Source organism: Streptomyces sp. NRRL F-5727, assembly GCF_000719555.1.
Classification (GTDB): domain Bacteria; phylum Actinomycetota; class Actinomycetes; order Streptomycetales; family Streptomycetaceae; genus Streptomyces.
This window is the reverse complement of sequence record NZ_JOGX01000003.1, coordinates 83,374-107,880: the sequence shown is the minus strand read 5'-3', so window position 1 is coordinate 107,880 and position 24,507 is coordinate 83,374. Positions and strand designations below refer to the sequence as shown.

Here is a 24,507-nt window from a genome sequence, read left to right as displayed (position 1 = left end):
CCGCCCCGCCCGGGCACGATCAGGTCTGTGCCATGTCCACGAAGCGCGAGTAGTGGCCCTGGAAGGCGACGGTGATGGTGGCCGTCGGGCCGTTACGGTGCTTGCCGACGATGATGTCGGCCTCGCCGGCGCGCGGGGACTCCTTCTCGTAGGCGTCCTCGCGGTGGAGCAGGATGACCATGTCGGCGTCCTGCTCGATGGAGCCGGACTCACGGAGGTCGGAGACCATCGGCTTCTTGTCGGTGCGCTGCTCGGGACCACGGTTCAGCTGCGAGAGCGCGATCACCGGGAGCTCCAGCTCCTTGGCGAGGAGCTTGAGGTTTCGCGACATGTCGGAGACCTCCTGCTGACGGCTCTCCTGCCGCTTGGAGCCGCCGGACTGCATCAGCTGGAGGTAGTCGATGATGACGAGCTTGAGGCCGTTGCGCTGCTTGAGACGGCGGCACTTGGCCCGGATCTCCATCATCGACAGGTTCGGGGAGTCGTCGATGTAGAGCGGGGCCTGGGAGACGTCCGGCATGCGCCGGGCGAGCCGGGTCCAGTCCTCGTCGGTCATCGTGCCGGAGCGCATGTGGTGCAGGGCGACCCGGGCCTCGGCGGACAGCAGGCGCATCGCGATCTCGTTGCGGCCCATTTCGAGGGAGAAGATGACGCTGGGCAGGTTGTTCTTGATGGACGCGGCCCGGGCGAAGTCGAGGGCGAGGGTCGACTTACCCATGGCGGGGCGGGCCGCGATGATGATCATCTGACCGGGGTGGAGACCGTTGGTGAGCGAGTCGAGGTCGCTGAAGCCGGTGGGCACACCCGTCATCTCGCCACTGCGGGAGCCGATCGCCTCGATCTCGTCGAGCGCGCCCTCCATGATGTCGCCGAGCGGCAGGTAGTCCTCGGTGGTCCGCTGCTCGGTGACCTTGTAGATCTCCGCCTGGGCCGAGTTCACGATCTCGTCGACGTCGCCGTCGGCCGCGTATCCCATCTGGGTGATCTTGGTGCCGGCCTCGACGAGCCGGCGCAGCACGGCGCGCTCGTGGACGATCTCCGCGTAGTACGAGGCGTTCGCCGCGGTCGGCACCGACTGGACGAGGGTGTGCAGGTACGAGGCGCCGCCGACGCGGTTGATCTCGCCGCGCTTGGTCAGCTCGGCGCCGACCGTGATCGGGTCGGCGGGCTCGCCCTTGGCGTAGAGGTCGAGGATCGCGCCGAAGACGGTCTCGTGCGCGGGCTTGTAGAAGTCGTGGCCCTTGATGATCTCCACGACGTCGGCGATGGCGTCCTTGGAGAGCAGCATGCCGCCGAGCACGGACTGTTCGGCGTCGAGGTCCTGCGGGGGGACCCGCTCGAAGCCGGAGAGTCCGCCGTCCCAGGGTCCGTCGCTGCCGCGCTCGTGCTGCTCGTCGCGGCCACGTCCGCGTCCGCGGCCCTCGCCACGGCCGTCCCCGCGGCCTTCGCCCCGGGTGCGGACGGGCAGCCGGTCGCTCGGTCCGCCGTCGGCCCAGGGGTCGTCCATGGGCTCGGGAACGCTCACCAGGCCACCTCTTCCCGTCCGCTCAGCGGACCTCGCCGTGCCACTCCTTCTTACGCCACGGCCTTGATCAAAGAGTGGCTTTGCGTCCGCTGCTGGCGCGTCGGGCGCCGGTCCACGGTAGGCCCGCGAGGGGCATCAGCCAATCTGGTTATCCACAGGCTCTGTGGGCGAAGGCCCCAATGCTGTGGATAAGCCGCCGGATCCTGTGCACGGACCGGGGGACAGCCATGTGGACAAACTCATAGCCCACCTACCGCTACGGCCCTGACCTGCGGCTTTTCCGTCCACGGGCTGTGGGGGAGAAAAACTTTTCAGCCCGGGCCACGATCAGAACAAACTGCCCACACCCGAAGCCTCGATCCCCCTCAAAGTAAGGATCACACATGCATTGCATCTCTTACCTGTGGACGATTAGATTGACCCCATGACCCAGGCCCCCACGAGCACCAAGGCCGCACTGCGCCGACACGACCGCGAGATCCTCTCGCTCGCCCTGCCGGCCTTCGGCGCCCTCGTCGCCGAACCGCTCTTCCTGATGGTCGACAGCGCCATCGTGGGGCACCTCGGCACCCCCCAGCTCGCGGGCCTCGCCATCGCCGGCACCCTGCTCTCCACCGCCGTCAGCGTCTTCGTCTTCCTCGCCTACGCCACCACCGCCGCCGTCGCACGACGGGTCGGCGCACGAGACCTGCCCGCCGCCCTCCGGCAGGGCATCGACGGCATCTGGTTGGCCCTCCTCCTCGGCCTCGCCGTCGTCGCCGTCACCCTGCCCACGGCCCCCGGGCTGGTCCAGCTCTTCGGCGCCTCCGACACCGCCGCGCCCTACGCCACCACGTATCTGCGGGTCTCGATCCTGGGCATCCCCGCGATGCTGATCGTCCTGGCCGCCACCGGCGTCCTGCGCGGCCTCCAGGACACCCGGACCCCGCTCTACGTGGCCATCGGCGGTTTCGCGGCCAATGGCGCCCTGAACGCCGGACTGGTCTACGGAGCCGGACTCGGCATCGCGGGCTCCGCCTGGGGCACCGTCATCGCCCAGTGCGGCATGGCCGCCGCCTACCTCGTCGTGGTCGTCCGGGGCGCCCGCCGCCACGGCGCGTCGCTCCGGCCCGACGTGGCCGGCATCCGGGCCTCGGCCCAGGCCGGCGCCCCACTCCTGGTCCGTACACTCTCGCTGCGCGCGGTCCTGATGATCGCCACCGCCGTCGCCGCCCGCATGGGCGACACCGAGGTCGCGGCCCACCAGATCATCCTCTCCCTGTGGAGCCTGATGGCCTTCGCCCTGGACGCCATCGCCATCGCCGGCCAGGCCATCATCGGGCGCTATCTGGGCGCCGACGACGCCGAGGGCGCCCGTCAGGTCTGCCGCCGGATGGTCCAGTGGGGCGTGGTCTCCGGCATGGTCCTCGGACTGCTCCTCGTCCTGGCCCGCCCGCTCTTCGTCCCGCTCTTCACCGGCGACCCCGCCGTCCAGTCCACCCTGCTCCCGGCGCTGCTCGTCGTGGCGCTCTCCCAGCCCATCTCCGGGGTCGTCTTCGTCCTCGACGGCGTCCTCATGGGCGCGGGTGACGGCCCCTACCTCGCCTGGGCGATGCTGCTCACCCTGGCGGTCTTCGCCCCCGTCGCCCTGCTGGTGCCGGTGCTCGGCGGCGGGCTGACCGCGCTCTGGTGGGCGATGACGCTGATGATGACGGTCCGGATGGGCACGCTCTGGTTCCGCATGCGCTCGGGCCGCTGGATCGTCACGGGCGCCACCCGCTGACCGAGGGCGGTGTTTCACGTGAAACACCGCAAAGAGCCACAAGCGCGTGTTTCACGTGAAACGGCGGATGGGCCGCCCCCCAGCGGGGAGCGGCCCATCCGTACTGCTGAGCGCAGCGTTACGCGGCAACGACCTCGATGCCGAGCTTCGCGGCGACCTCGGGGTGCAGACGCACGAGCACCTGGTGCGAGCCCAGGGTCTTGATCGGCGAACCGAGCTCGACGCGACGCTTGTCGACCTCGGGGCCACCGGCGGACTTGATCGCCGTGGCGACGTCGGCCGGGGTCACGGAGCCGAAGAGACGGCCGGCGTCGCCGGAGCGAACGGCCAGGCGCACCTTCGTGCCCTCGAGCTTGGCCTTGACCTCGTTGGCCTGCTCGATGGTCGCGATCTCGTGGATCTTGCGGGCGCGGCGGATCTGCGCCACGTCCTTCTCGCCACCCTTGGTCCAGCGGATCGCGAAACCGCGCGGGACCAGGTAGTTGCGAGCGTAGCCGTCCTTGACCTCGACGACGTCGCCGGCCGCACCGAGGCCGGAGACTTCCTGGGTGAGGATGATCTTCATTTTTCGGTCACCCTTCCCTTATCGCGCGGTGGACGTGTAGGGCAGCAGCGCCATCTCACGGCTGTTCTTGACGGCCGTGGCGACGTCACGCTGGTGCTGCGTGCAGTTGCCGGTCACGCGGCGGGCACGGATCTTGCCGCGGTCGGAAATGAACTTCCGCAGCATGTTCGTGTCCTTGTAGTCCACGTACGCGGTCTTGTCCTTGCAGAACGCGCAGACCTTCTTCTTAGGCTTGCGCACAGGCGGCTTCGCCATGGTGTTTCTCCTGTGTGATCAAGAAGTGTGGGGTACGAGCTGCTTCCAGGGCCCCGAGGGATCCCTAGAAGGGGGGCTCGTCCGAGTAGCCGCCGCCGGAGTTGCCACCCCAGCCGCCACCGCCGCCGGCCTGCTGGCCGCCACCGGAGGAGCCGCCGGAGGCCCAGGGGTCGTCGGCGGGAGCACCGCCGCCACCCTGCTGGCCGCCACCGGAGTTGCCACCCCAGCCGCCGCCACCCTGCTGGCCACCGCCGCCGCCGAAACCGCCGCCGCCACCCTGGCCACCGCGGCCGGTGGTCTTGGTGACCTTGGCCGTGGCGTTGCGCAGGCTGGGGCCGACTTCCTCGACGTCCAGCTCGAAGACCGTGCGCTTGATGCCCTGGTTGTCCTCGTAGGACCGCTGCTTCAGCCGGCCCTGCACGACGACGCGCATGCCTCGCTGAAGGGACTCGGCGACGTTCTCCGCCGCCTGACGCCAGACCGAGCAGGTCAGGAACAGGCTCTCGCCGTCCTTCCACTCGTTGGTCTGCCGGTCGAAGGTGCGGGGAGTGGACGCGACGCGGAACTTCGCGACCGCCGCACCGGACGGGGTGAAGCGCAGCTCGGGGTCGTCGACGAGATTGCCGACGACCGTGATGACGGTCTCGCCTGCCATGGGTGAACCTCTCGGCGGGATTGCTTCTGGCTGCTTGCTGCTACTCGGACCCGATTACCTCTGAGCGAAAGCTCAGTGGGTCTCGGGGCGGAGGACCTTGGTCCGGAGGACCGACTCGTTCAGGTTCATCTGGCGGTCGAGCTCCTTGACGACCGCAGGCTCGGCCTGCAGGTCGATGACCGAGTAGATGCCCTCGGGCTTCTTCTTGATCTCGTAGGCGAGACGACGACGGCCCCAGGTGTCGACCTTCTCGACCTTTCCGTTGCCCTCACGGACGACGGAGAGGAAGTTCTCGATCAGCGGGGAGACAGCGCGCTCCTCGAGATCGGGGTCGAGGATGACCATCACCTCGTAGTGACGCATGTGGAACCCACCTCCTTTGGACTCAGCGGCCACGGTCGTTCCGTGGCAGGAGGGTCGTGATGCGTGAGCGACGGCGTCCCCACTGGCAGGACCAGGGCAGACACCGGCGCAGACCGTACAGAGTACCTGCACATCGCCTTGCGGTTGAAATCCGGCGGGGAGGGGACGCAATCTGTACACATCGGACGTCGGCGGCGCTAGGATGCGCCGCCCTCCGCACGGCACGCCAGGAGGTGCCCCATGGCACAGGCAATGCGACCCGACCCCGGCCACTCCCTCTTCGCGACGGACGGCAAGCCGCATCCGCTGCAGGACACCCTGCTCGCCCTGACGCTGGTGCTCGGCATCCTGTCCTTCGTCACGGCGCAGTTCGACAACCTGCACCTGCTCAGCTCGTGGTCGGGCCTGATCGGCATCCTGACCGGCGCCTACGGACAGTTCATCTCGGTCACCACCCGCGAACGCTTCTTCCTGATCCTCGGACTCGGCGCGTCAGCGGTGGGCTTCTACCTCGGCATGGCGCACGGAGGGCTCTTCGGCGGCGTGATCAGCTGACGCCGAGCACGTCAGGGCCCCCACGGCCCTTCGGGGCGCTCCCCGGTCGCAGTAGGCTTCGGCGCGAGAGCCGGAGCCCCTGACCGATGGGGACACACCTGCCGAGGAGCGCCCCGCATGAGCCTGACCCTGAGGACCATCAGCCGAGAGCAGCATCTGGCGTACATCCAGACACTGCCCGGTGCGAGCCACTGCCAGGTCCCGGCGTGGGCTGACGTGAAGACCGAGTGGCGCTCGGAGAACCTCGGCTGGTTCGACAAGAACGGCGAGCTCGTCGGCGTGGGTCTGGTGCTCTACCGCCAGCTCCCCAAGCTCAAGCGCTACCTGGCCTATCTCCCCGAGGGCCCGGTCATCAACTGGTACGCCCCCAACCTCGACGAGTGGCTCCAGCCGATGCTGGCCCACCTCAAGCAGCAGGGCGCCTTCTCCGTGAAGATGGGCCCGCCGGTCGTCATCCGCCGCTGGGACGCGGCCGCGATCAAGTCCGGCATCCAGGACCCGGACGTCAAGCGGCTCAAGGACGTCCAGGCCACCGAGATCGTGCCGCAGGCGTTCGAGGTCGCCGACCGGCTGCGGAAGATGGGCTGGCAGCAGGGCGACGACGGCGGCGCCGGCTTCGGCGACGTACAGCCGCGTTACGTCTTCCAGGTCCCGCTGGCCAACCGCTCCCTCGACGACGTCCTCAAGGGCTTCAACCAGCTGTGGCGCCGCAACATCAAGAAGGCCGAGAAGGCCGGCGTCGAGGTCGTCCAGGGCGGCTACGAGGACCTCGCCGAGTGGCAGCGCCTGTACGAGATCACCGCGGTCCGCGACAAGTTCCGGCCGCGCCCGCTCTCGTACTTCCAGCGCATGTGGACGGTCCTCAACAGCGAGGACCCCAACCGGATGCGCCTCTACTTCGCCCGCCACAACGGCGTGAACCTCTCCGCGGCGACCATGCTCGTCGTCGGCGGGCACGTCTGGTACTCGTACGGCGCCTCCGACAACATCGGCCGCGAGGTCCGTCCGTCCAACGCCATGCAGTGGCGGATGCTCCGCGACGCGTACGCGATGGGCGCCACCGTCTACGACCTGCGCGGCATCTCCGACTCGCTCGACGAGACCGACCACCTCTTCGGCCTGATCCAGTTCAAGGTCGGTACCGGCGGCGAGGCCGTGGAGTACGTCGGCGAGTGGGACTTCCCGCTGAACAAGCTCCTGCACAAGGCGCTCGACATCTACATGTCGCGCCGCTGACGCTCCCCGCGGGGCTTGCGTACCCTCGTAGTTCCGCGGGTCTCGTACACATCTCCGACACCCCACCGCAGCCATCAGAAAGGTTCCGGGCCGGCCATGGCGCTCTCCCTCTACGTCGACACCGCTCGCTGGCGGGCGCACCAGAAGTCGGTGATCGACCAGTTCCCCGGTCTGATCCCGGTCTGCAAGGGCAACGGCTACGGCTTCGGGCACGAGCGGCTCGCCGAGGAGACGGCCCGGTTCGGCGCCGACATGCTCGCGGTGGGGACCACCTACGAGGCGGCGAAGATCAAGGACTGGTTCGGCGGCGACCTGCTGGTCCTCACGCCGTTCCGGCGCGGCGAGGAGCCGGTGCCGCTGCCCGACCGGGTGATCCGCTCCGTCTCCTCCGTGGACGGCGTGCACGCCCTGGTCGGCGCGCGGGTCGTCATCGAGGTCATGAGCTCGATGAAGCGGCACGGCGTCCGCGAGGAGGAGCTCGCGCTGCTCGCCTCCGCGATCGAGGACGTGCGGCTGGAGGGCTTCGCCCTGCACCTGCCGCTCGACCGCCCGGACGGCACGGACGCCGTCGAGGAGGTCATCGCCTGGATGGACCGGCTGCGGGCCGCCCGGCTGCCGCTGCACACCATGTTCGTGAGCCACCTGCGGGCCGAGGAACAGGCCCGGCTCCAGCAGCAGTTCCCGCAGACCCGCTTCCGCGCCCGGATCGGCACCCGGCTCTGGCTGGGCGACCACGAGGCCACCGAGTACCGCGGCTCCGTCCTGGACGTCACCCGGGTCGCCAAGGGCGACCGGTTCGGCTACCGCCAGCAGAAGGCCGCCTCGGACGGCTGGCTGGTCGTGGTCGCCGGCGGCACCTCGCACGGCGTGGGCCTGGAGGCCCCGAAGGCGATGCACGGCGTGATGCCGCGCGCCAAGGGCGTGGCCCGGGCGGGGCTGGCCACGGTCAACCGGAACCTGTCGCCGTTCGTCTGGGCGGGCAAGCAGCGCTGGTTCGCCGAGCCGCCGCACATGCAGGTGTCGATCCTGTTCGTGCCTGCCGACGCCCAGGAGCCGCAGGTCGGCGACGAGCTGGTGGCGCACCTGCGCCACACCACGACGCAGTACGACCGACTCGTCGAGCGCTGAGCGCGCCGAGCCGGCCGTACGTCACCTCATCGGGTCACCCCCGGGAGCCCTCGGCCCCGGGGGTTCCCCATGTCACGAGCATTTCCTGCGTGCCGGAGTCGGGCGCAGGGGCGGCGTGCCGTGCCGGGTGGGCGGCCCGGCCCATGACGAAGACGTCGGGCGTGCCGTCCAGGACGCCGCCCGAGGGGTCGTCGGAGCCGTCCCGCCGCACCGGGTCCTTATCGGGCGCGAGGATGTCCCGTACGACCATGGCGCACAGGTACAGCGTGCCCAGCAGGTGCAGCACGATCGCGAAGTGGTAGCCGTCGAGCGGCAGTCCCTGCTTGCTGCCGCTGCCGGTGAACGCGAGGTACATCCAGATCCCGAGGTAGTACAGGACCTCGCAGGACTGCCAGATGAGGAAGTCCCGCCAGCGCGGCCGGGCGAGCGCGGCGAGCGGCACCAGCCAGAGCACGTACTGCGGTGAGTAGACCTTGTTGGTGAGGACGAACGCGGCGACCATCAGGAACGCCAGCTGGACGAGCCGCGGCCGGCGGGGCGCGGCGAAGGCCAGCCAGCCGAGCCCGCCCGCGGCCAGCAGCATGAGCAGCAGCGCGTACAGGTTGGCGCGCTCGGGCGGGATCGTCTGGCCGGCACGCTGGCTGACGAGCAGCCAGACGGAGCCGAAGTCGACGTTCCGGTCGCGGCTGAAGAGGTAGAACTGCTTCCACCCCTCGGGCGCGAGGAGCATCACCGGCAGGTTCACCACGAGCCAGGAGCCCGCCGCGCCGAGCAGCGCGGTGCCGAAGGCGCGCAGCCTTCCCGCGCGGACGCAGAGCAGCAGCAGCGGCCACAGGAGCAGCACCGGGTAGAACTTGGCGGCGACGGCGAGGCCGAGCAGGATGCCGGCGGCGAGCGGGCGGGAGCGGGCCCACATCAGGATCGCGGCGGCGGTCAGCGCCACGGCCAGCAGGTCCCAGTTGATGGTGGCGGTCAGGGCCACGGAGGGCGCCAGGGCGACCAGCAGGCCGTCCCAGGGGCGCCGGCGGTGCGTCCGGGCCACACAGACGGCGAGGACGGCCGCGCAGACCATCAGCAGGCCGGCGTTGATCAGCCAGTACGCCTGTTCCTGGGCCTGGAGCTCGCCGCCGGGCGTCAGCCAGGCCGCGACCTCCATGAAGAGCCCCGTCAGAACGGGGTACTCCAGGAACGGTATGTCGCCGGAGAGCCGGTCGAAGTAGGGCACCAGGCCCTCGGAGAAGCCGCGTCCGGCGAACAGGTGCGGGATGTCCGAGTAGCAGGCGTGGGTGTACTGGGAGGTGGTGCCGCGGAACCACGCCCAGTTGTAGCAGGGCAGCTTCTGCACCATGCCGAGGGCGAACATGCCGATGGCGACGAGGGCGATCACCCGCACCGGCGTGAACTGCCCGCCCACGGGTCCGCTGCCCGGCAGGGCACGGCGCCCGTAGCGGCCGCCGATGAGCTCGCTGCCCGCGGCGGCCACCTCGTCGCGCCGGGTGGGGGCGACGACGGGGGGCTCGCCCCCGCGCGCTCCGTCCGGCGCCGCGGGCCCGTCCAGGGGGCCGCTCGTCTTCTTCAGGCTCGGCATGGGGGACATCCTGCCGTACGCCCCTGGGAATCCGGCCGCGACCAGGACGGAAATCCGGCGCCGGGGTCGCCGTTGTTTCACGTGAAACACGAAGGGCCGCCGCGGTCCGCCCCGTACGTGTCGTACGGAGCGGCCGCGACGGCCCTCGCTTCGCCGGGGTCTTGCCTCACGGCCCGGCCCCGGCCATGTCAGCCGAAGAGGCTTCCGTCTCCTGTGGATCCGTCGGTCGGCTCATCGCCGCCACCGCCGTTCCCGTTGCCGCCGCCTGGGCCGCCCGGGTCCGTCGTGGTGTCGGTCGGTGTCGGCTCCGAGCTGTCCGTCGGGGTCGGTTCCGTCGTCCCGCCGGTGCTGCCGCCCTGGTCGCCACCGCCGGTGGTGTCGCAGCCCCAGCCACCCCAGATGTCGCAGGTCGTCTTTCCGGGCTTCGGCTCCTTGGTGGTCGGACGGCCCGGGTCGGTGGGCGTGGCCGGGGGAGTCGTCGTCGGAGCGGTGGTGGCCGTCTCGGTCGGCGTCGCCGTCTCGGTCGGGGTCGGGGTCGCCGTCGGCTTGGGCGTGGCGCCACCGCCGTAGACCGCCTTGGCGTCCGGAAGCTTCTCCGGCTCCGGGAACCGCTCGACGGGAAGGTCCGCGACGGCGTCCGTCATGTAGTCGTTCCAGATCTGGGACGGGAAGGACGAACCGTGGATCGAGTCCTGGCCACCCGTGCCGTACATCTCCTGGAACTTGCGGTCCTTCTTCGTCTCGTCGTCGTCGAAGCGGTACATGTCGATCGCCGTCGAGAGCTGCGGGGTGTAGCCCACGAACCAGGCCGACATGTTGTCGTCGGTGGTACCGGTCTTGCCGGCCACGTCGCGGCCCGGGATGGCGGCGTTGTTACCGGTGCCGTCCGGGTCCTCGACGACGCTGCGGAGCACGTCGGTGACGTTGGAGGAGATGGCCGAGGAGAACGCCTGCTGGGCCTTCGGCTCGTGCTTGTAGATGACCTGGCCCTCCTTGAGGACCTTGGTCACCGAGTAGGGCTCGTTGCGCATGCCCTGGTTGGCGAAGGTGGAGTAGGCGCCGGCCATGCGGATCGCGCTCGGGCTGGAGATGCCCAGCGAGAACGACGGGACCTCGCCCTTCACCAGGGAGTCGGGGCGCAGACCGGCGGTGATGGCCGCGTCACGCACCTTGTCGATGCCGACGTCCATGCCCAGCTGCACGTAGGGGGAGTTGGCGGAGACGATCATCGCCCGGCGCAGGCTGATGTTGCCGTAGCTCTGGTCGCCCTCGTTGTCCTGCTCCCACTCCTTCCCCTTCTCGTCGTGCCAGATCTCGCCGTCGTAGGTGCGGACCTTGAGGTCGTCCTTGCCGCTGTAGCGGCTCTTGTCGGGGTCGACCAGGGTGCGCGTGGAGGGGCCCTGCTCCGCCGGACCCTCGGGGTCGCGGACGCCGTCCTTCATCGCGGCGGCGAGCACGAAGGGCTTGAACGTCGAACCGACCTGGGCGCCGGTGGTGTCGGCGTTGTTGGTGTAGTGCTTGGTCGCGTCCTGGCCGCCGTAGAGCGCGACGAGGGCACCGGTCTTGACGTCGACGGAAGCGCCGCCGAACTCGACGTTGGTGTCGTCCTCCGGACGCTTCTTCTCGTCGATGTACTCGTCGTAGATCTTCTTGACCGACTCCTCCATCGCCTTCACCTTCTTCTTGTCGAAGGTGGTGTGGATCTCGTAGCCGCCCAGATCCAGGGCCTCGGCGCTGATGTCGTACTTGCTGCGGAAGTTGGCCTTCGCGGTGGCGACCAGGTAACCGATCTGGCCGCTCAGCTGGGCGTCCTGCTTCGGCTTCTGGATCTTCGGCAGGGTCGTGTACTTCGCCCGCTCCTCGGCCGGGATCTTCCCGTCCTTGACCATCTCGTCGAGGATCCACGTCCAGCGCTCGGTCAGACGCGCCAGGTTGTTCGCGGGAGTGGCGTTGGGGTCGACCTCGGGGTAGCCGGCCGGGTCGAAGTACGTGGCGCCCTTGAGCACGGAGGCGAGCACCGCCGACTCGGAGGCGTTGAGGTGCTTGGCGTCCTTGTTGAAGTACGCGCGGGAGGCGGCCTGGATGCCGTAGGCGCCGCGGCCGTAGTACGCGGTGTTGAGGTAGCCGGCCAGGATCTCGGGCTTCTCGACCTCGTTGCCGACCTTGATGGAGATGAAGAGTTCCTTCACCTTCCTGGACAGGGTCTGCGACTGGTCGGCGAGCAGGCCGTTCTTCACGTACTGCTGGGTGATGGTCGAGCCGCCCTGGGTCTCGCCGCCCTTCGCCATGTTCCACACGGCGCGGCCGATGCCCATGGGGTCGACGCCCCAGTCGTCCCGGAAGGTCTTGTTCTCGGCCGAGATCACGGCCTCCTGCATGACCTTCGGGATCTGGTCGATGCCGATGATCTGGCGGTTCTGGCCGGCGCCGGTGGCCACCATGCGGCTGCCGTCGGACCAGTAGTAGATATTGTTCTGCGAGGTCGCGGTGGCGTCCACCTTGGGGATGACCACCTGCGAGTACGCGATGACCGCGCCGCCCATGAGGAGCGCGCAGAAGAACAGGAACGTACCCGTCACGAGCTTCCAGGACGGCATCCAGCGACGCCAGCCGTCCTTGTCGTGGCGCGGGTAGTCGATGATCCGCTTCTTGCCCGGCGGACGACCGCCCGGGCCGCCACCGCGGCCACCGCCACCGCCGCCACCGCCGCGACGGCCACCGCCGCCGGGACCGTTCGGTCCGCCGGGGCCGGCCGCGGGCGCGCGTCGGCGACCGCCCCGCTGGGCGGCACGCCGGGCCTCCGCGCGGCCGCCGTACGGACGCGCCTCCTCCCCATGGGAGGCCGAGGCCCCCCCGTACCCGCCGGACGACCCGTAAGGGGCCGGCGATCCGTACGGGGGCGTCCCCGTACCGGTGTCATGGGCCGGGGCCGACCTGCGGCCCGTCGGCTGCTGGGCGGCGCGTCGTGCCGCCGCGCGGCCGCCCGTCGGCGGCTCCTGCGACGGCATCCTGCGACGGTGCTCGCTCATCGAACGACTACTCCTCGGGCAGGCGCGTACGCCTGGAAGCGGCAGTTGAGTTCCGGTCCCCCCGAAATGCGCACGACCGGAGCCCATCGAAGGCCCCTTTCGTATCGCAGCCGGTCACCCGCTGCACTGACGCCCCAGCGCGGCTCCTGGTTCCCGGTGGTGTGCATGCCGCACAGACTACGCACGGCCAAAACCCCTCTAGCGCCGGAGTTCACCCCAAATCAGGCAAGTCGCACGCTGTGAATTGACGATGTGACGCCGGTCACGGCACCTCCACTTGTCGGACCTCTCGGGCCGTTCTATCGTCGTGATGTATCGAGTCGATACATCAGCACGGCATAAAGTGTTCCGAGGCGGACCGCGGTACGGAGGAGGCGACGGATGAGCAGACGCTCCGGCATCCTCGAGTTCGCCGTTCTCGGCCTGCTGCGCGAGGCCCCGATGCACGGCTACGAGCTGCGCAAGCGCCTCAACACCTCGCTCGGCATCTTCCGGGCGTTCAGCTACGGGACGCTCTATCCCTGCCTCAAGACGCTGGTCGCCAACGGCTGGTTGATCGAGGAACCGGGCAGCGCTCCCGAGGACGCCGTGGCCTCGTCACTCGCAGGACGCCGGGCCAAGATCGTCTACCGGTTGACGCCGGAAGGTAAGGAGCACTTCGAGGAGCTCCTCTCCCACACCGGCCCCGACGCCTGGGAGGACGAGCACTTCGCCGCCCGCTTCGCGTTCTTCGGCCAGACCGAGCGCGAGGTGCGGATGCGGGTCCTCGAAGGCCGCCGCAGCCGGCTGGAGGAGCGCCTGGAGAAGATGCGCGCCTCGCTGGCCCGGACGCGCGAGCGACTCGACGACTACACGCTTGAGCTCCAGCGCCACGGAATGGAGTCCGTGGAGCGCGAAGTGCGCTGGCTGAACGAGCTCATCGAGAGCGAGCGGGCGGGCCGCGACCAGCGGCCCGACACCGACGCTCCGCACGACAACGATTCTGGAGAGACGGGCGGCCTGCCCCGGCACGGGGGCAGTACCCGGCCGGATCCGTCCGACGACACCACCAAGTGAAACCCTGCGCCAGCAGGGCTTCCACGATCACACAGGGAGCAACCGGAATGGGTTCGGTTCGCGTAGCCATCGTCGGCGTGGGCAACTGCGCCGCCTCGCTGGTGCAGGGCGTCGAGTACTACAAGGACGCCGACCCGGCGACCAAGGTGCCCGGCCTGATGCACGTCCAGTTCGGCGACTACCACGTCGGTGACGTCGAGTTCGTCGCCGCCTTCGACGTCGACGCGAAGAAGGTCGGCCTCGACCTCTCCGACGCCATCGGCGCCAGCGAGAACAACACCATCAAGATCTGCGACGTCCCGAACAAGGGCGTCACGGTCCAGCGCGGTCACACGCTCGACGGTCTCGGCAAGTACTACCGCCAGACCATCGAGGAGTCCGCCGAGGAGCCGGTCGACGTCGTCCAGATCCTGAAGGACCGCCAGGTCGACGTCCTCGTCTGCTACCTGCCCGTCGGTTCCGAGGACGCGGCGAAGTTCTACGCCCAGTGCGCCATCGACGCCAAGGTCGCCTTCGTCAACGCCCTCCCGGTCTTCATCGCCGGCACCAAGGAGTGGGCGGACAAGTTCACCGAGGCCGGTGTCCCGATCGTCGGTGACGACATCAAGTCGCAGGTCGGCGCGACCATCACGCACCGCGTGATGGCCAAGCTGTTCGAGGACCGCGGTGTCCGCCTCGAGCGCACGATGCAGCTCAACGTCGGCGGCAACATGGACTTCAAGAACATGCTCGAGCGCGAGCGCCTGGAGTCCAAGAAGATCTCGAAGACGCAGGCCGTCACCTCGCAGATCCCGGACCGCGAGCTGGGCGAGAAGAACGTCCACATCGGCCCCTCGGACTACGTGGCCTGGCTGGACGACCGCAAGTGGGCGTACGTGCGCCTCGAGGGCCGCGCCTTCGGCGACGTCCCGCTGAACCTGGAGTACAAGCTCGAGGTCTGGGACTCCCCGAACTCGGCCGGTGTCATCATCGACGCCCTGCGCGCCGCGAAGATCGCCAAGGACCGCGGCATCGGCGGCCCGATCCTCTCCGCTTCCTCGTACTTCATGAAGTCCCCGCCGGTCCAGTACTTCGACGACGAGGCCCTGGCCAACGTCGAGAAGTTCATCAAGGGCGAGGTCGAGCGCTGACCTTCCGAGGTCCGATGCGTTTCACCTGACGAGGGTCCCCGCGGCACTGCCCGGGGACCCTCGCCGTATGTGAGTCTTGCTGCCATGTCCGTCGTACGTGATCTGCGCGTACTGCTGCGCCTGCGCGACTTCCGGCGCCTGCTCACCGTCCGGCTGCTCTCCCAGTGCGCCGACGGTGTCTACCAGGTGGCCCTGGCCACGTACGTCGTCTTCTCCCCCGAGAAACAGACCTCCCCCGCCGCCATCGCCTCCGCCATGGCCGTGCTTCTGCTCCCGTACTCCCTCGTCGGGCCCTTCGCCGGAGTCCTCCTCGACCGCTGGCAGCGCCGCCAGGTCTTCCTCTACGGGAACCTGCTCCGCGCCCTGCTGGCCGCCGGAACCGCCGTGCTGGTCCTGGCCGCCGTCCCGGACTGGCTCTTCTACGCCTCCGCCCTCTCCGTCACGGCCGTCAACCGCTTCGTCCTCGCCGGGCTCTCCGCCGCCCTGCCCCGGGTCGTCGACGAGGAACGGCTCGTCGTCGCCAACTCGCTCTCCCCCACCGCCGGCACCCTCGCCGCCACCCTCGGCGGCGGCCTCGCGTTCGGCGTCCGGCTGCTCGCCGACGACTCGGACGCGGCCGTGGTCGCCTTCGGCGCCGTCCTCTACCTCTGCGCCGCGCTCGCCTCGCTGCGGATCCCCCGTACGCTGCTCGGCCCCGACCCGGACCAGGTGACGCCCCGGCTCTCCAGAGCGCTCGCCTCCACCGCCCGGGAGCTGGCCGCCGGAGTGCGCCACCTGTCCGAGCGGCGCCCGGCCGCCCTGGCGCTCACCGCCGTCGGGCTGATGCGCTTCTGCTACGGCGCCCTGCTCGTGACCGTGCTCATGCTCTCGCGGTACGCCTGGAGCTCCACCGAGACCGAGGGGCTGGGGCTCCTGGGGATCGCCGTCGGCGCCTCCGGTGCCGGCTTCTTCGCCGCCGCCGTGCTCTCACCCTGGGCGGTGGGACGGTTCGGGCCCTTCGGCTGGATGATCGTGTGCTCGGCCGCGGCCGCCGTCCTCGTCCCGGCGCTCGCCCTGCCGTTCACGCCCGCGCCCTTCCTCGTCGCCGCCTTCGTGCTGGGGCTCATCACCCAGGGAGCGAAGATCGCGACCGACACCGTGGTCCAGACGCACGTGGACGACGCCTTCCGCGGGCGGGTGTTCTCCCTCTACGACGTGCTGTTCAACGTCGCCTTCGTGGCGGCGGCCGGGGCCGCCGCCCTGATGCTGCCGCCCGACGGGCGTTCCCCGCTGCTCATCGCGCTGGTGGCGGCCGGCTACGCGGCGATCGCCCTGCTGCTGCGCGGGGAGCGCGAGGAGCGGTGATGTTTCACGTGAAACACCGAGGTGACCCTCCGCGGTGTTTCACGTGAAACACCGAGGTGACCCTCCGCGGTGTTTCACGTGAAACAAGGGGTCCGCGTCAGTCGCGCGCGGCCCACCACTCCTTGAGCGCGGCCACGGCCTGCTCGTACTCCATCGGGCCGTTCTCCAGGCGGAGCTCCAGCAGGAACTTGTACGCCTGCCCGACGGCGGGACCCGGCTTGATCTCCAGGATCTCCTGGATCTGGTTGCCGTCGAGGTCGGGACGGATCGAGTCCAGCTCCTCCTGCTCCTGGAGCTGGGCGATGCGCGCCTCCAGCCCGTCGTAGGCACGGGAGAGCGCGGACGCCTTGCGCTTGTTGCGCGTGGTGCAGTCCGAGCGGGTCAGCTTGTGCAGCCGGGAGAGGAGCGGGCCGCCGTCGCGGACGTAGCGGCGCACCGCCGAGTCGGTCCACTCGCCCGTCCCGTATCCGTGGAAGCGCAGGTGCAGCTCCACCAGACGCGAGACGTCCTTGACCATCTCGTTGGAGTACTTCAGCGCGGTCATCCGCTTTTTGGTCATCTTGGCGCCCACCACCTCGTGGTGGTGGAAGGAGACCCGGCCGTCCTTCTCGAAGCGGCGGGTGCGCGGCTTGCCGATGTCGTGGAGGAGCGCGGCCAGGCGCAGCACCAGGTCCGGGCCGTCCTCCTCCAGGTCGATCGCCTGGTCGAGGACGGTCAGCGAGTGCTCGTACACGTCCTTGTGCCGGTGGTGCTCGTCGCTCTCCAGCCGCAGCGCGGGCAGCTCGGGGAGGACGTGCGCGGCGAGGCCGGTGTCGACGAGCAGGCCGAGGCCCTTCCGCGGGTGGGCCGAGAGCAGCAGCTTGTTCAGCTCGTCCCGGACGCGCTCGGCGGAGACGATCTCGATCCGGTCCGCCATCTCCGTCATGGCCGAGACGACCTCGGGGGCGACTTCGAAGTCGAGCTGGGCGGCGAAGCGGGCCGCCCGCATCATGCGCAGCGGATCGTCGGAGAAGGACTCCTCGGGCGTGCCGGGGGTGCGCAGCACCCGGGCGGCGAGGTCCTCCAGACCGCCGTACGGGTCGACGAACTCCTTCTCGGGGAGTGCCACGGCCATCGCGTTGACGGTGAAGTCACGCCGGACGAGGTCCTGGTCGATGGAGTCGCCGTAGGAGACCTCGGGCTTACGGGAGGTGCGGTCGTACGCCTCGGAGCGGTACGTCGTGACCTCGATCTGGTAGCCGTCCTTCTGCGACCCGACGGTCCCGAAGGCGATCCCGACCTCCCAGACGGCGTCGGCCCAGGGGCGGACGATCTTCAGGACGTCCTCGGGACGGGCGTCCGTGGTGAAGTCCAGGTCGTTGCCGAGCCGGCCGAGGAGGGCGTCCCGTACCGAGCCGCCGACCAGGGCGAGGCGGAATCCGGCCGCCTGGAAGCGGCGGGCGAGGTCGTCGGCGACAGGGGACACGCGCAGCAGCTCGCTGACGGCGCGGCGCTGCACCTGGCTCAGTTCGGTCGAGGTGTCTTCGTTGGCGTTCGGCACAACAGAAAAGGGTACGTGCCCCGTCCCGCCCCGACGTCCCCGTTTTCCCGGCCGCCCCGTCCACCCCGGCGGAGGACGCCTGTGGGGTTCCTGTGAAAACGGCCCCCGCCCGGGCCATCGGCTGGAGGAGTCCCCGGCACTCGGCCCCGCCATGCCTCGTTACCATGCCTGGACACAGCAACCGGGAACCACTGGCATCACGGGCACCACCGACAACGACGAGGACGGGCGAACGCGTGGCTGAGGCGGCAGCTTTCCAGGGAACCGGTCCCTCACCTGCCCGCCGATGGCTGCGGCGCACCCTCACCATCGCCGTCGGAGCGCCCCTGCTCGCCGGTCTCCTCCACCACCCCTCGGCGTCGGCCCAGGCACCCGAGGAGGGCCAGGTCTCCCGGACGGTCGATGTGTCGATCGACACGCTCACCCCGAGCGCTCCGGTCGAGGGGGACACCGTCACCGTCACCGGGACGATGACCAACCGCGGCAAGCGCGCGATCACCGACGCCACGGTGAACCTGCGGGTCGGCCCGCGGATGGACAGCCGCAGCGAGATCGACCAGGTCACCCGGCGGAAGGGCTTCCGCTCCGACAGCGACCCGCAGCCGCTGGACGCCGCCCCCGAGATCGACATCCCCCGGCTGGACGTCGGCGTCGCGCACGACTTCCGGATCTCCGTACCGGTCTCCAAGCTGGGCCTCGACGACGAGGGCGGCGTCTACCAGCTGGGCGTCTCGATCACCGGGCAGACCTCCGAGGCGCAGTACGACCGCGTCCTCGGCATCGAGCGGACCTTCCTGCCGTACCAGCCCGAGCCGACCGACAAGCGGACCCAGCTCACGTACCTCTGGCCGCTGATGTCCTCGGCCCACATCTCGGCCGACACCGCCTCGGACGACCAGCAGACCCCCGTCTTCCAGGAGGACGACCTGGCCGAGGAGCTCCGTCCCGGCGGCCGGCTCGACGAGCTGGTCACCCTGGGCCAGGGCCTCCCGGTCACCTGGGTGATCGACCCGGATCTGCTGGCCTCCGTCGACGCCATGGCCAACGGCTACCGCGTCAAGGACGGCACCGGTCACACCGCCGGCACGGAGGCGAACAGGAAGCTCGCCGAGCGCTGGCTCGGCCTGCTGGAGAAGGCGGTGCAGGGCCGCAAGGTGGTCGCGCTGCCCTTCGCCGACCCCGACCTCGCCTCCCTCGCCCACCACGGCAAGGCCGTCCCGGGCTCGCTCGAGCACCTCCAGTCGGCGACGGAGCTGGCCGGGCCGACCGTCGAGACGATCCTCCACGTCCAGCCCGCCACCGACTTCGCCTGGCCCGTCGAGGGCGCCGTCGACCCCTCGGTCATGGCGGTCGCGACCTCGGCCGGCGCCCGCAAGGTGATCGCCCGCAGCGACAGCATCCAGGACGACGACCTCCCGTACACGCCGACCGCGGCCCGTCCTCTCGGCGGCGGGACGACGGCGGTGGTGAGCGACGCGGAGCTGTCGACGGCCTTCCAGGGCGACATGGTCCGCGCCGAGACCTCGACGCTCGCCGTGCAGGAGTTCCTGGCGCAGACCCTCGCGATCACCCTGGAGCAGCCGCAGGACCAGCGCAGCGTCGTGGTCGCCCCGCAGCGCCGGCCGACCGTGGCGCAGGCGCAGGCGATGGCCGCCGCCGTGCGCGGGCTCGGCGCGCGCCGCTGGACGCAGCCGCTCGACCTGGTCGCCGCGGCGGCGGTGAAGCCCGACCCGGACGCCTCCACCACGGTGCCGCGCGGCTCGCAGTACCCGAAGAAGCTCCGGGACAGCGAGCTTCCGGTGCAGGCGTTCCGGGACATGAAGACCACCCGCGACGAGCTGGACGACTTCAAGGTCATCCTCACCGACGCGACCCGTGTCGTGCCGCCGGTCGGCAACGCGATCAACCGCGAGATGTCCACCTCCTGGCGCGGCCGGGCGAGCGAGGCGGCGATCTACCGCGTCGACGTCCGGGACGTCCTCCAGCGGCTCACCAAGAGCGTCGTCCTCGTCGACAAGTCCGACCTGACCCTCTCGGGGCGCAGCGCGACCATCCCGGTCACGGTGCAGAACAAGCTCCTCCAGGACGTGGAGGGGCTGGTCCTGCGGCTGTCCTCCAGCAACAAGGCCCGTCTGAAGGTCGACGGCGAGGGCTCGGCGGACCTGCCCATCACGGTCCGCGCCGGGCACAGCCAGTCGGTGAAGTTCCCCGCCTCGGCCAACGCCAACGGCCAGGTCTCGATGACCGCCCAGCTCTACACGGTGGACGGCACGCCCTACGGCGCCCCGATGACCTTCTCCGTGCGGGTCTCCGAGATGACCCCGACGGTGATGCTGGTCATCGCCGGCGGTGTGCTGCTGCTCGTCCTCGCCGGCGTCCGCATGTACAGCCAGCGCAAGCGCCTGGCCGCCCGCGCCGCCGAGGCCGAGGCCGAGACGGCCGGATCCGAGGACGACACGACCGCGGAGGACCCGGCCGAGGACGACACGACCGCGGCCGCACCCGAGGACGACACGGCGGAACGCGACAGGACGGAGCCCGACACGGCGGAGCGCGAGACGGCGGACGCGGCCGGGCACCCGAGTGACCCGGACACGGACACCGGCCCCGAAAGCGGCGACCCGTCGAGCCCGAGTGAGAAAGTGGACCGTTGAGCGATGTCGTGGCCGGTCGGCCGGGGACGATGAGGTGGGGTAACCATGAACGCGCCGTACGACGCTGACCGCGGCCAGGGTGCGGGCGGCGCCGCACCGTCCGGCGGCACGCCCCCACAGCAGGGGCAGGCCCCGCAACAGGGACAGCACCCCGGGTACCCGCCGCAGGACCCCTACGGGCAGGGTCCGTACGCGCAGGGCCCGTACCCGGCCGCGCCGCAGGACCCGACCGCGCAGAACCCCGAGAACCCGTACGCCCAGGACCCCTACGTCCAGGACGCCTACGCCCACGACCCGTACCGCGCGCAGGACCTGGCCGCCCAGGACCCGGTGGGCGAGGCGCTCTACGACCGTGCCGCCCACCCGCCGCCCCCGCCGGGCACGTACCAGGACCCCTCGGCGCTCTACCAGCAGCCCGCCGCGCCCCAGCACGCCCCGGATCCGCGGGTCTGGGCGCACACCCCGGCGCCCGAGCCCGACGGCCCCTCCCGCCACCTCCCGTACGGCGACGACGCCCGCACGGTCCAGTTCACCGGCGTCGACGACCTGGTGACCCGGGCGAGCGAGGACGAGCGGCCCGAGCAGGACGCCTTCGCCCACCTCTACCGGGACCAGCAGGGCCAGGTGCCCGCCCCCGCCGCGGAGCCCGACCCGCTGCCGGCGCCCGCGCCGAAGCGGACCGGCCGCGCCTCCGGGCTGCTGAAGTCGAGCGCCGTGATGGCCGCGGGCACCCTGGTCTCCCGGCTCACCGGCTTCGTCCGCTCGCTGGTCATCACCGGCGCCCTCGGCGCCGCGCTGCTCGGCGACACCTTCACCATCGCGTACACCCTGCCGACGATGATCTACATCCTCACCGTCGGCGGCGGCCTCAACTCGGTCTTCGTGCCGCAGCTGGTCCGCTCGATGAAGAACGACGAGGACGGCGGCGAGGCGTACGCCAACCGGCTGCTCACCCTCGTCATGGTGGCGCTCGGCCTGATCGTGGTCGCCGCCGTCTTCGCGGCGCCCGTCCTGATCCGGCTGATGTCGAACACCATCGCCGACGACTCCGCCGCCAACAGCGTCGCCGTCACCTTCGCCCGCTACTGCCTGCCCACGATCTTCTTCATGGGCGTGCACGTGGTGATGGGCCAGATCCTCAACGCCCGCGGCAAGTTCGGCGCGATGATGTGGACCCCGGTCCTCAACAACATCGTCATGATCATCACCTTCGGCCTGTTCATCTGGGTCTACGGCACCTCCGCCGAGTCCCACATGGGCGTGCAGACCATCCCCGACGAGGGCATCCGCCTCCTGGGCATCGGCACCCTGCTCGGCCTCGTGGTCCAGGCGCTGGCGATGATCCCGTACCTGCGCGAGACGGGCTTCCGCTTCCGGCCCCGCTTCGACTGGAAGGGCCACGGCCTCGGCAAGACCGTCAAGCTCGCCAAGTGGACCGTCCTCTTCGTCCTCGCCAACCAGGCGGGCGTCCTGGTCGTCACCCAGCTCGCCACCGCGGCCGGCGAGGAGTCCGGCAAGAACGGCGCCGGCTTCCTCGCGTACTCCAATGCGCAGCTGATCTGGGGCATGCCGCAGGCCATCATCACGGTCTCCGTCATGGCCGCCCTGCTGCCCCGGATCTCCCGCGCCGCCAGCGACGACGACCCGGGCGCCGTCCGCGACGACATCTCCCAGGGCCTGCGCAACTCCGCCGTCGCGATCGTCCCGGTCGCCTTCGCCTTCCTGGCCCTCGGCGTCCCGATGTGCACCCTGCTGTACGCCTCCAGCGGCGTCGAGGCCGCCCAGGGCATGGGCTTCATCCTGATGGCGTTCGGTCTCGGCCTGATCCCGTACTCGGTGCAGTACGTCGTCCTCCGCGGCTTCTACGCCTACGAGGACACCCGCACCCCCTTCTACAACACGGTCATCGTCGCCGCCGTCAACGCGGCGGCCTCCGCCCTCTGCTACGTCCTGCTGCCCGCCCAGTGGGCCGTGGTCGGCATGGCCGCCTCCTACGGCCTCGCCTACGCCGTCGGCGTCGGCATCGCCTGGCGCCGGCTGCGCAACCGCCTCGGCGGCGACCTGGACGGCGCCCACGTGCTGCGCACCTACGCCCGCCTCTGCATGGCCTCGCTGCCGGCCGCGGTGCTGGCCGGCGCCGCCGGCTTCGGCCTGCTGAAGCTCCTCGGCGAGGGCGCCCTCGGTTCGCTGGTCGCACTCGTCGTCGGCGGGGCGGTGCTCCTCGGGGCCTTCTTCGTCGCCGCGCGCCGCATGCGGATCACCGAACTGAACACCCTCGTCGGCATGGTGCGGGGACGCCTGGGACGCTGATCCCGTCCCCCAGGACAACCATCGGGGGGAACCGTGTGTCGTGCATAGCGTCCGACTGTGGGCACAATTGGCTTGGCTGTTGGATGTGGCGCAACGGATGGGGAGGCAGGAACGACGGTGGCGGAACGTAGCACGGCTGCCGTCGACGTGGCCGACAACAGCGGTGACGACCCGCTGACCGCGCAGGCGGACACGGCCGCGACCGACGGGGTGGCGGAAGAGCGGAAGACGGTGGAGGAGCCCACCGAGGCCCCCGAGCAGAAGGCGGTCGAACGGAAGAACGGCGAACATCCCTCCATCACGGCGCCGGAGCTGCACAGCGGCCACAAACTGGCCCGGCGCTACCGGTTGGAGGAGTGCGTCACCCGTCTGGACGGATTCAGCAGCTGGCGTGCGGTCGACGAGAAGCTGCGGCGGGCCGTCGGCGTGCACCTGCTCCCGGCCGACCACCCGCGCGCCCGCTCCGTCCTGGCCGCCGCCCGTTCGGCGGCCCTGCTCGGCGACCCCCGGTTCGTCCAGGTCCTCGACGCGGTCGAGGAGAACGACCTCGTCTACGTCGTCCACGAGTGGCTCCCGGACACCACCGAGCTGACCGCGCTCCTCGCGGACGGCCCGCTGCCGGCCCACGACGCCTACCAGCTCGTCACCCAGGTCTCCCAGGCGATGGCCGCCGCGCACCGCGAGGGCCTGGCCCACCTGCGGCTCACCCCCAGCGCCGTCCTGCGCAGCTCGACCGGTCAGTACCGCATCCGCGGCCTCGCCGTGAACGCCGCCCTGCGCGGCATCACCGCCGACCGCCCGCAGCGCACCGACACCGAGGCCATCGGCGCCCTCCTCTACGCGGCGCTCACCCAGCGCTGGCCCTACGAGAGCGACGCCTACGGCCTCTCCGGGCTGCCCAAGGGCGTCGGCCTGATCCCGCCGGACCAGGTCCGCGCCGGCGTCCACCGGGGCCTCTCCGAGATCGCCATGCGCGCCCTCGCCAACGACGGGGCCACCGCGTCCCGTCAGGAGCCGCCCTGCACCACGCCGGACGAACTCGCCAAGGCCGTCGCCGCGATGCCCCGCGTCAAGCCGCCGGAGCCGGAGTTCCCCGCCCCCGCCGAGTACCAGCGCACCACGTACCAGCAGGGCACGTACGGGCGCCCCCAGCCGCGCCCCATGGTCACCCAGCCCCTCCCGCAGCCGCCGGCCCCGCTGGAGAGCCGCACGGGCAAGGCGCTGAAGTGGGCCGTCGGCGCCCTCCTCATCGCGGCCCTGGGCCTGGGCAGTTGGCAGATCGCCGACCGCCTGCTGCCCAAGGAGCCCAAGCAGAAGACGCCGGTCGTGCAGCCCCCGGTCGACGAGAAGCCCGAACCGCCGAAGCCGCTCACGATCGCCTCGGCCCAGGACTTCGACCCCTTCCCCGACGGCAACGGCGAGGAGTACCCGGAGTCGGTGCCGAACGCCCTCGACGGCGACCCGAGCACCTACTGGCACACCAAGAACTACGCGAGCGCCAACCTCGGCAACCAGAAGGACGGCGTCGGGATCGTCCTGGACCTGGGATCGGCGCAGAAGGTCAGCGAGGTCGACCTCTCGCTCGTCGGACACACCTCGGTGGAGATCCGCACGGCGCCCGAGGACGCCTCCACGGCACCGTCCACGGCGGAGGGCTTCACCACCCAGGCGTCCAAGGCCGGCACCGACCTGAAGGTGGAGCTCACCAAGCCGGTCACGACCCGGTACGTTCTCGTCTGGCTCACGGAGCTCCCCCTCAACGAGGGCGAGTACCGCGGACAGTTGAGCGACGTCAAGGTCATGGGCTGACGA

General features: G+C 70.4%; 18 protein-coding genes. 10 read left to right on the top strand and 8 right to left on the bottom strand.

The genetic code is table 11. The features are described 5' to 3' along the window. Positions 1-19: 19 nt before the first annotated feature. Positions 20-1,525: a replicative DNA helicase gene (gene dnaB / locus IF73_RS0103150; RefSeq protein ID WP_078867916.1), complete on the bottom strand. Its 1,506-nt coding sequence runs from the start codon at positions 1,523-1,525 to the stop codon at positions 20-22. A gap of 424 nt (positions 1,526-1,949) precedes the next feature. Between dnaB and IF73_RS0103145 the strand changes: the two genes are divergently transcribed. Beyond that, positions 1,950-3,287, top strand: a complete 1,338-nt coding sequence (locus IF73_RS0103145; protein WP_031003143.1) for an MATE family efflux transporter — start codon at positions 1,950-1,952, stop codon at positions 3,285-3,287. Between the two features lie 118 nt (positions 3,288-3,405). Here the strand turns inward: IF73_RS0103145 and rplI are convergent, their stop codons facing one another. From rplI to rpsF, 4 genes are all read right to left on the bottom strand, one after another. Continuing rightward, a complete protein-coding gene (gene rplI / locus IF73_RS0103140; RefSeq protein WP_030493790.1) occupies positions 3,406-3,852 on the bottom strand; it encodes a 50S ribosomal protein L9 in 447 nt (148 codons plus the stop codon). An 18-nt stretch (positions 3,853-3,870) separates the two neighbouring features. After that, on the bottom strand, positions 3,871-4,107 hold the full coding sequence (rpsR, locus tag IF73_RS0103135) for a 30S ribosomal protein S18 (protein WP_005315025.1): 237 nt from the start codon (positions 4,105-4,107) through the stop codon (positions 3,871-3,873). A 64-nt stretch (positions 4,108-4,171) separates the two neighbouring features. After that, positions 4,172-4,762 carry a single-stranded DNA-binding protein gene (locus IF73_RS0103130; RefSeq protein ID WP_031003140.1) on the bottom strand — a complete coding sequence of 197 codons (591 nt, stop codon included), beginning with the start codon at positions 4,760-4,762 and terminating at the stop codon, positions 4,172-4,174. Positions 4,763-4,834: 72 nt separating this feature from the next. Then, positions 4,835-5,125, bottom strand: a complete 291-nt coding sequence (gene rpsF / locus IF73_RS0103125) for a 30S ribosomal protein S6 (RefSeq protein ID WP_004950685.1) — start codon at positions 5,123-5,125, stop codon at positions 4,835-4,837. Positions 5,126-5,365: 240 nt separating this feature from the next. On the opposite strand from rpsF, the gene IF73_RS0103120 reads away from it, so the two are divergent. The 3 genes from IF73_RS0103120 to IF73_RS0103110 all read left to right on the top strand — a co-directional run bounded on the left by IF73_RS0103120 (position 5,366) and on the right by IF73_RS0103110 (position 8,044). Further along, positions 5,366-5,680, top strand: a complete 315-nt coding sequence (locus tag IF73_RS0103120; RefSeq protein ID WP_031003137.1) for a hypothetical protein — start codon at positions 5,366-5,368, stop codon at positions 5,678-5,680. Positions 5,681-5,797: 117 nt separating this feature from the next. Beyond that, positions 5,798-6,916, top strand: coding sequence for a lipid II:glycine glycyltransferase FemX (locus IF73_RS0103115; protein WP_031003135.1), 1,119 nt, complete (start codon positions 5,798-5,800; stop codon positions 6,914-6,916). A gap of 96 nt (positions 6,917-7,012) precedes the next feature. After that, complete coding sequence (locus IF73_RS0103110) at positions 7,013-8,044, top strand: alanine racemase (RefSeq protein WP_031003134.1); 1,032 nt, start codon at positions 7,013-7,015, stop codon at positions 8,042-8,044. A gap of 34 nt (positions 8,045-8,078) precedes the next feature. Here IF73_RS0103110 and IF73_RS0103105 read toward each other — a convergent pair whose 3' ends face one another. Beyond that, complete coding sequence (locus tag IF73_RS0103105) at positions 8,079-9,632, bottom strand: glycosyltransferase family 87 protein (RefSeq protein WP_420706531.1); 1,554 nt, start codon at positions 9,630-9,632, stop codon at positions 8,079-8,081. 188 nt (positions 9,633-9,820) lie between these two features. Then, entirely contained in the window at positions 9,821-12,661 is a 2,841-nt protein-coding gene (locus tag IF73_RS37365; RefSeq protein WP_051716495.1) for a transglycosylase domain-containing protein, read from the bottom strand. Between the two features lie 381 nt (positions 12,662-13,042). Here IF73_RS37365 and IF73_RS0103095 point away from each other — a divergent pair, with 381 nt between their 5' ends. The 3 genes from IF73_RS0103095 (at position 13,043) to IF73_RS0103085 (ending at position 16,191) form a co-directional block, all read left to right on the top strand. Continuing rightward, positions 13,043-13,717 (top strand): PadR family transcriptional regulator, encoded by a 675-nt coding sequence (locus tag IF73_RS0103095; RefSeq protein WP_031003131.1) that lies wholly within the window; start codon positions 13,043-13,045, stop codon positions 13,715-13,717. A gap of 47 nt (positions 13,718-13,764) precedes the next feature. Beyond that, on the top strand, positions 13,765-14,847 hold the full coding sequence (locus tag IF73_RS0103090) for an inositol-3-phosphate synthase (RefSeq protein ID WP_031003130.1): 1,083 nt from the start codon (positions 13,765-13,767) through the stop codon (positions 14,845-14,847). 84 nt (positions 14,848-14,931) lie between these two features. Further along, the gene (locus IF73_RS0103085; RefSeq protein WP_031003129.1) at positions 14,932-16,191 is read left to right on the top strand and encodes an MFS transporter; all 1,260 of its coding nucleotides are present in this window, start codon (positions 14,932-14,934) and stop codon (positions 16,189-16,191) included. A gap of 97 nt (positions 16,192-16,288) precedes the next feature. On the opposite strand, the gene IF73_RS0103080 is transcribed toward IF73_RS0103085, so the two are convergent. Further along, entirely contained in the window at positions 16,289-17,731 is a 1,443-nt protein-coding gene (locus tag IF73_RS0103080) for a CCA tRNA nucleotidyltransferase (protein ID WP_031003128.1), read from the bottom strand. Between the two features lie 236 nt (positions 17,732-17,967). Here IF73_RS0103080 and IF73_RS0103075 point away from each other — a divergent pair, with 236 nt between their 5' ends. The 3 genes from IF73_RS0103075 to IF73_RS0103065 all read left to right on the top strand — a co-directional run bounded on the left by IF73_RS0103075 (position 17,968) and on the right by IF73_RS0103065 (position 24,504). Beyond that, positions 17,968-20,385 (top strand): DUF6049 family protein, encoded by a 2,418-nt coding sequence (locus IF73_RS0103075; protein WP_031003127.1) that lies wholly within the window; start codon positions 17,968-17,970, stop codon positions 20,383-20,385. Positions 20,386-20,430: 45 nt separating this feature from the next. Next, complete coding sequence (gene murJ, locus IF73_RS0103070) at positions 20,431-22,695, top strand: murein biosynthesis integral membrane protein MurJ (RefSeq protein ID WP_031003126.1); 2,265 nt, start codon at positions 20,431-20,433, stop codon at positions 22,693-22,695. Between the two features lie 117 nt (positions 22,696-22,812). Next, the gene (locus IF73_RS0103065; protein ID WP_031003124.1) at positions 22,813-24,504 is read left to right on the top strand and encodes a protein kinase family protein; all 1,692 of its coding nucleotides are present in this window, start codon (positions 22,813-22,815) and stop codon (positions 24,502-24,504) included. Positions 24,505-24,507: the final 3 nt, after the last annotated feature.

Bases quoted from the DNA above. Each gene is read 5' to 3' on its own strand.
- IF73_RS0103120 (WP_031003137.1), top strand. From the start codon at position 5,366: ATGGCACAGGCAATGCGACCCGACCCCGGCCACTCCCTCTTCGCGACG.
- rpsF (WP_004950685.1), bottom strand. From the start codon at position 5,125: ATGCGTCACTACGAGGTGATGGTCATCCTCGACCCCGATCTCGAGGAG.
- IF73_RS37365 (WP_051716495.1), bottom strand. From the start codon at position 12,661: ATGAGCGAGCACCGTCGCAGGATGCCGTCGCAGGAGCCGCCGACGGGC.
- rplI (WP_030493790.1), bottom strand. From the start codon at position 3,852: ATGAAGATCATCCTCACCCAGGAAGTCTCCGGCCTCGGTGCGGCCGGC.
- IF73_RS0103085 (WP_031003129.1), top strand. From the start codon at position 14,932: ATGTCCGTCGTACGTGATCTGCGCGTACTGCTGCGCCTGCGCGACTTC.
- IF73_RS0103095 (WP_031003131.1), top strand. From the start codon at position 13,043: ATGAGCAGACGCTCCGGCATCCTCGAGTTCGCCGTTCTCGGCCTGCTG.
- IF73_RS0103105 (WP_420706531.1), bottom strand. From the start codon at position 9,632: ATGCCGAGCCTGAAGAAGACGAGCGGCCCCCTGGACGGGCCCGCGGCG.
- IF73_RS0103090 (WP_031003130.1), top strand. From the start codon at position 13,765: ATGGGTTCGGTTCGCGTAGCCATCGTCGGCGTGGGCAACTGCGCCGCC.
- rpsR (WP_005315025.1), bottom strand. From the start codon at position 4,107: ATGGCGAAGCCGCCTGTGCGCAAGCCTAAGAAGAAGGTCTGCGCGTTC.
- murJ (WP_031003126.1), top strand. From the start codon at position 20,431: ATGAACGCGCCGTACGACGCTGACCGCGGCCAGGGTGCGGGCGGCGCC.
- IF73_RS0103130 (WP_031003140.1), bottom strand. From the start codon at position 4,762: ATGGCAGGCGAGACCGTCATCACGGTCGTCGGCAATCTCGTCGACGAC.
- IF73_RS0103110 (WP_031003134.1), top strand. From the start codon at position 7,013: ATGGCGCTCTCCCTCTACGTCGACACCGCTCGCTGGCGGGCGCACCAG.
- IF73_RS0103115 (WP_031003135.1), top strand. From the start codon at position 5,798: ATGAGCCTGACCCTGAGGACCATCAGCCGAGAGCAGCATCTGGCGTAC.
- IF73_RS0103145 (WP_031003143.1), top strand. From the start codon at position 1,950: ATGACCCAGGCCCCCACGAGCACCAAGGCCGCACTGCGCCGACACGAC.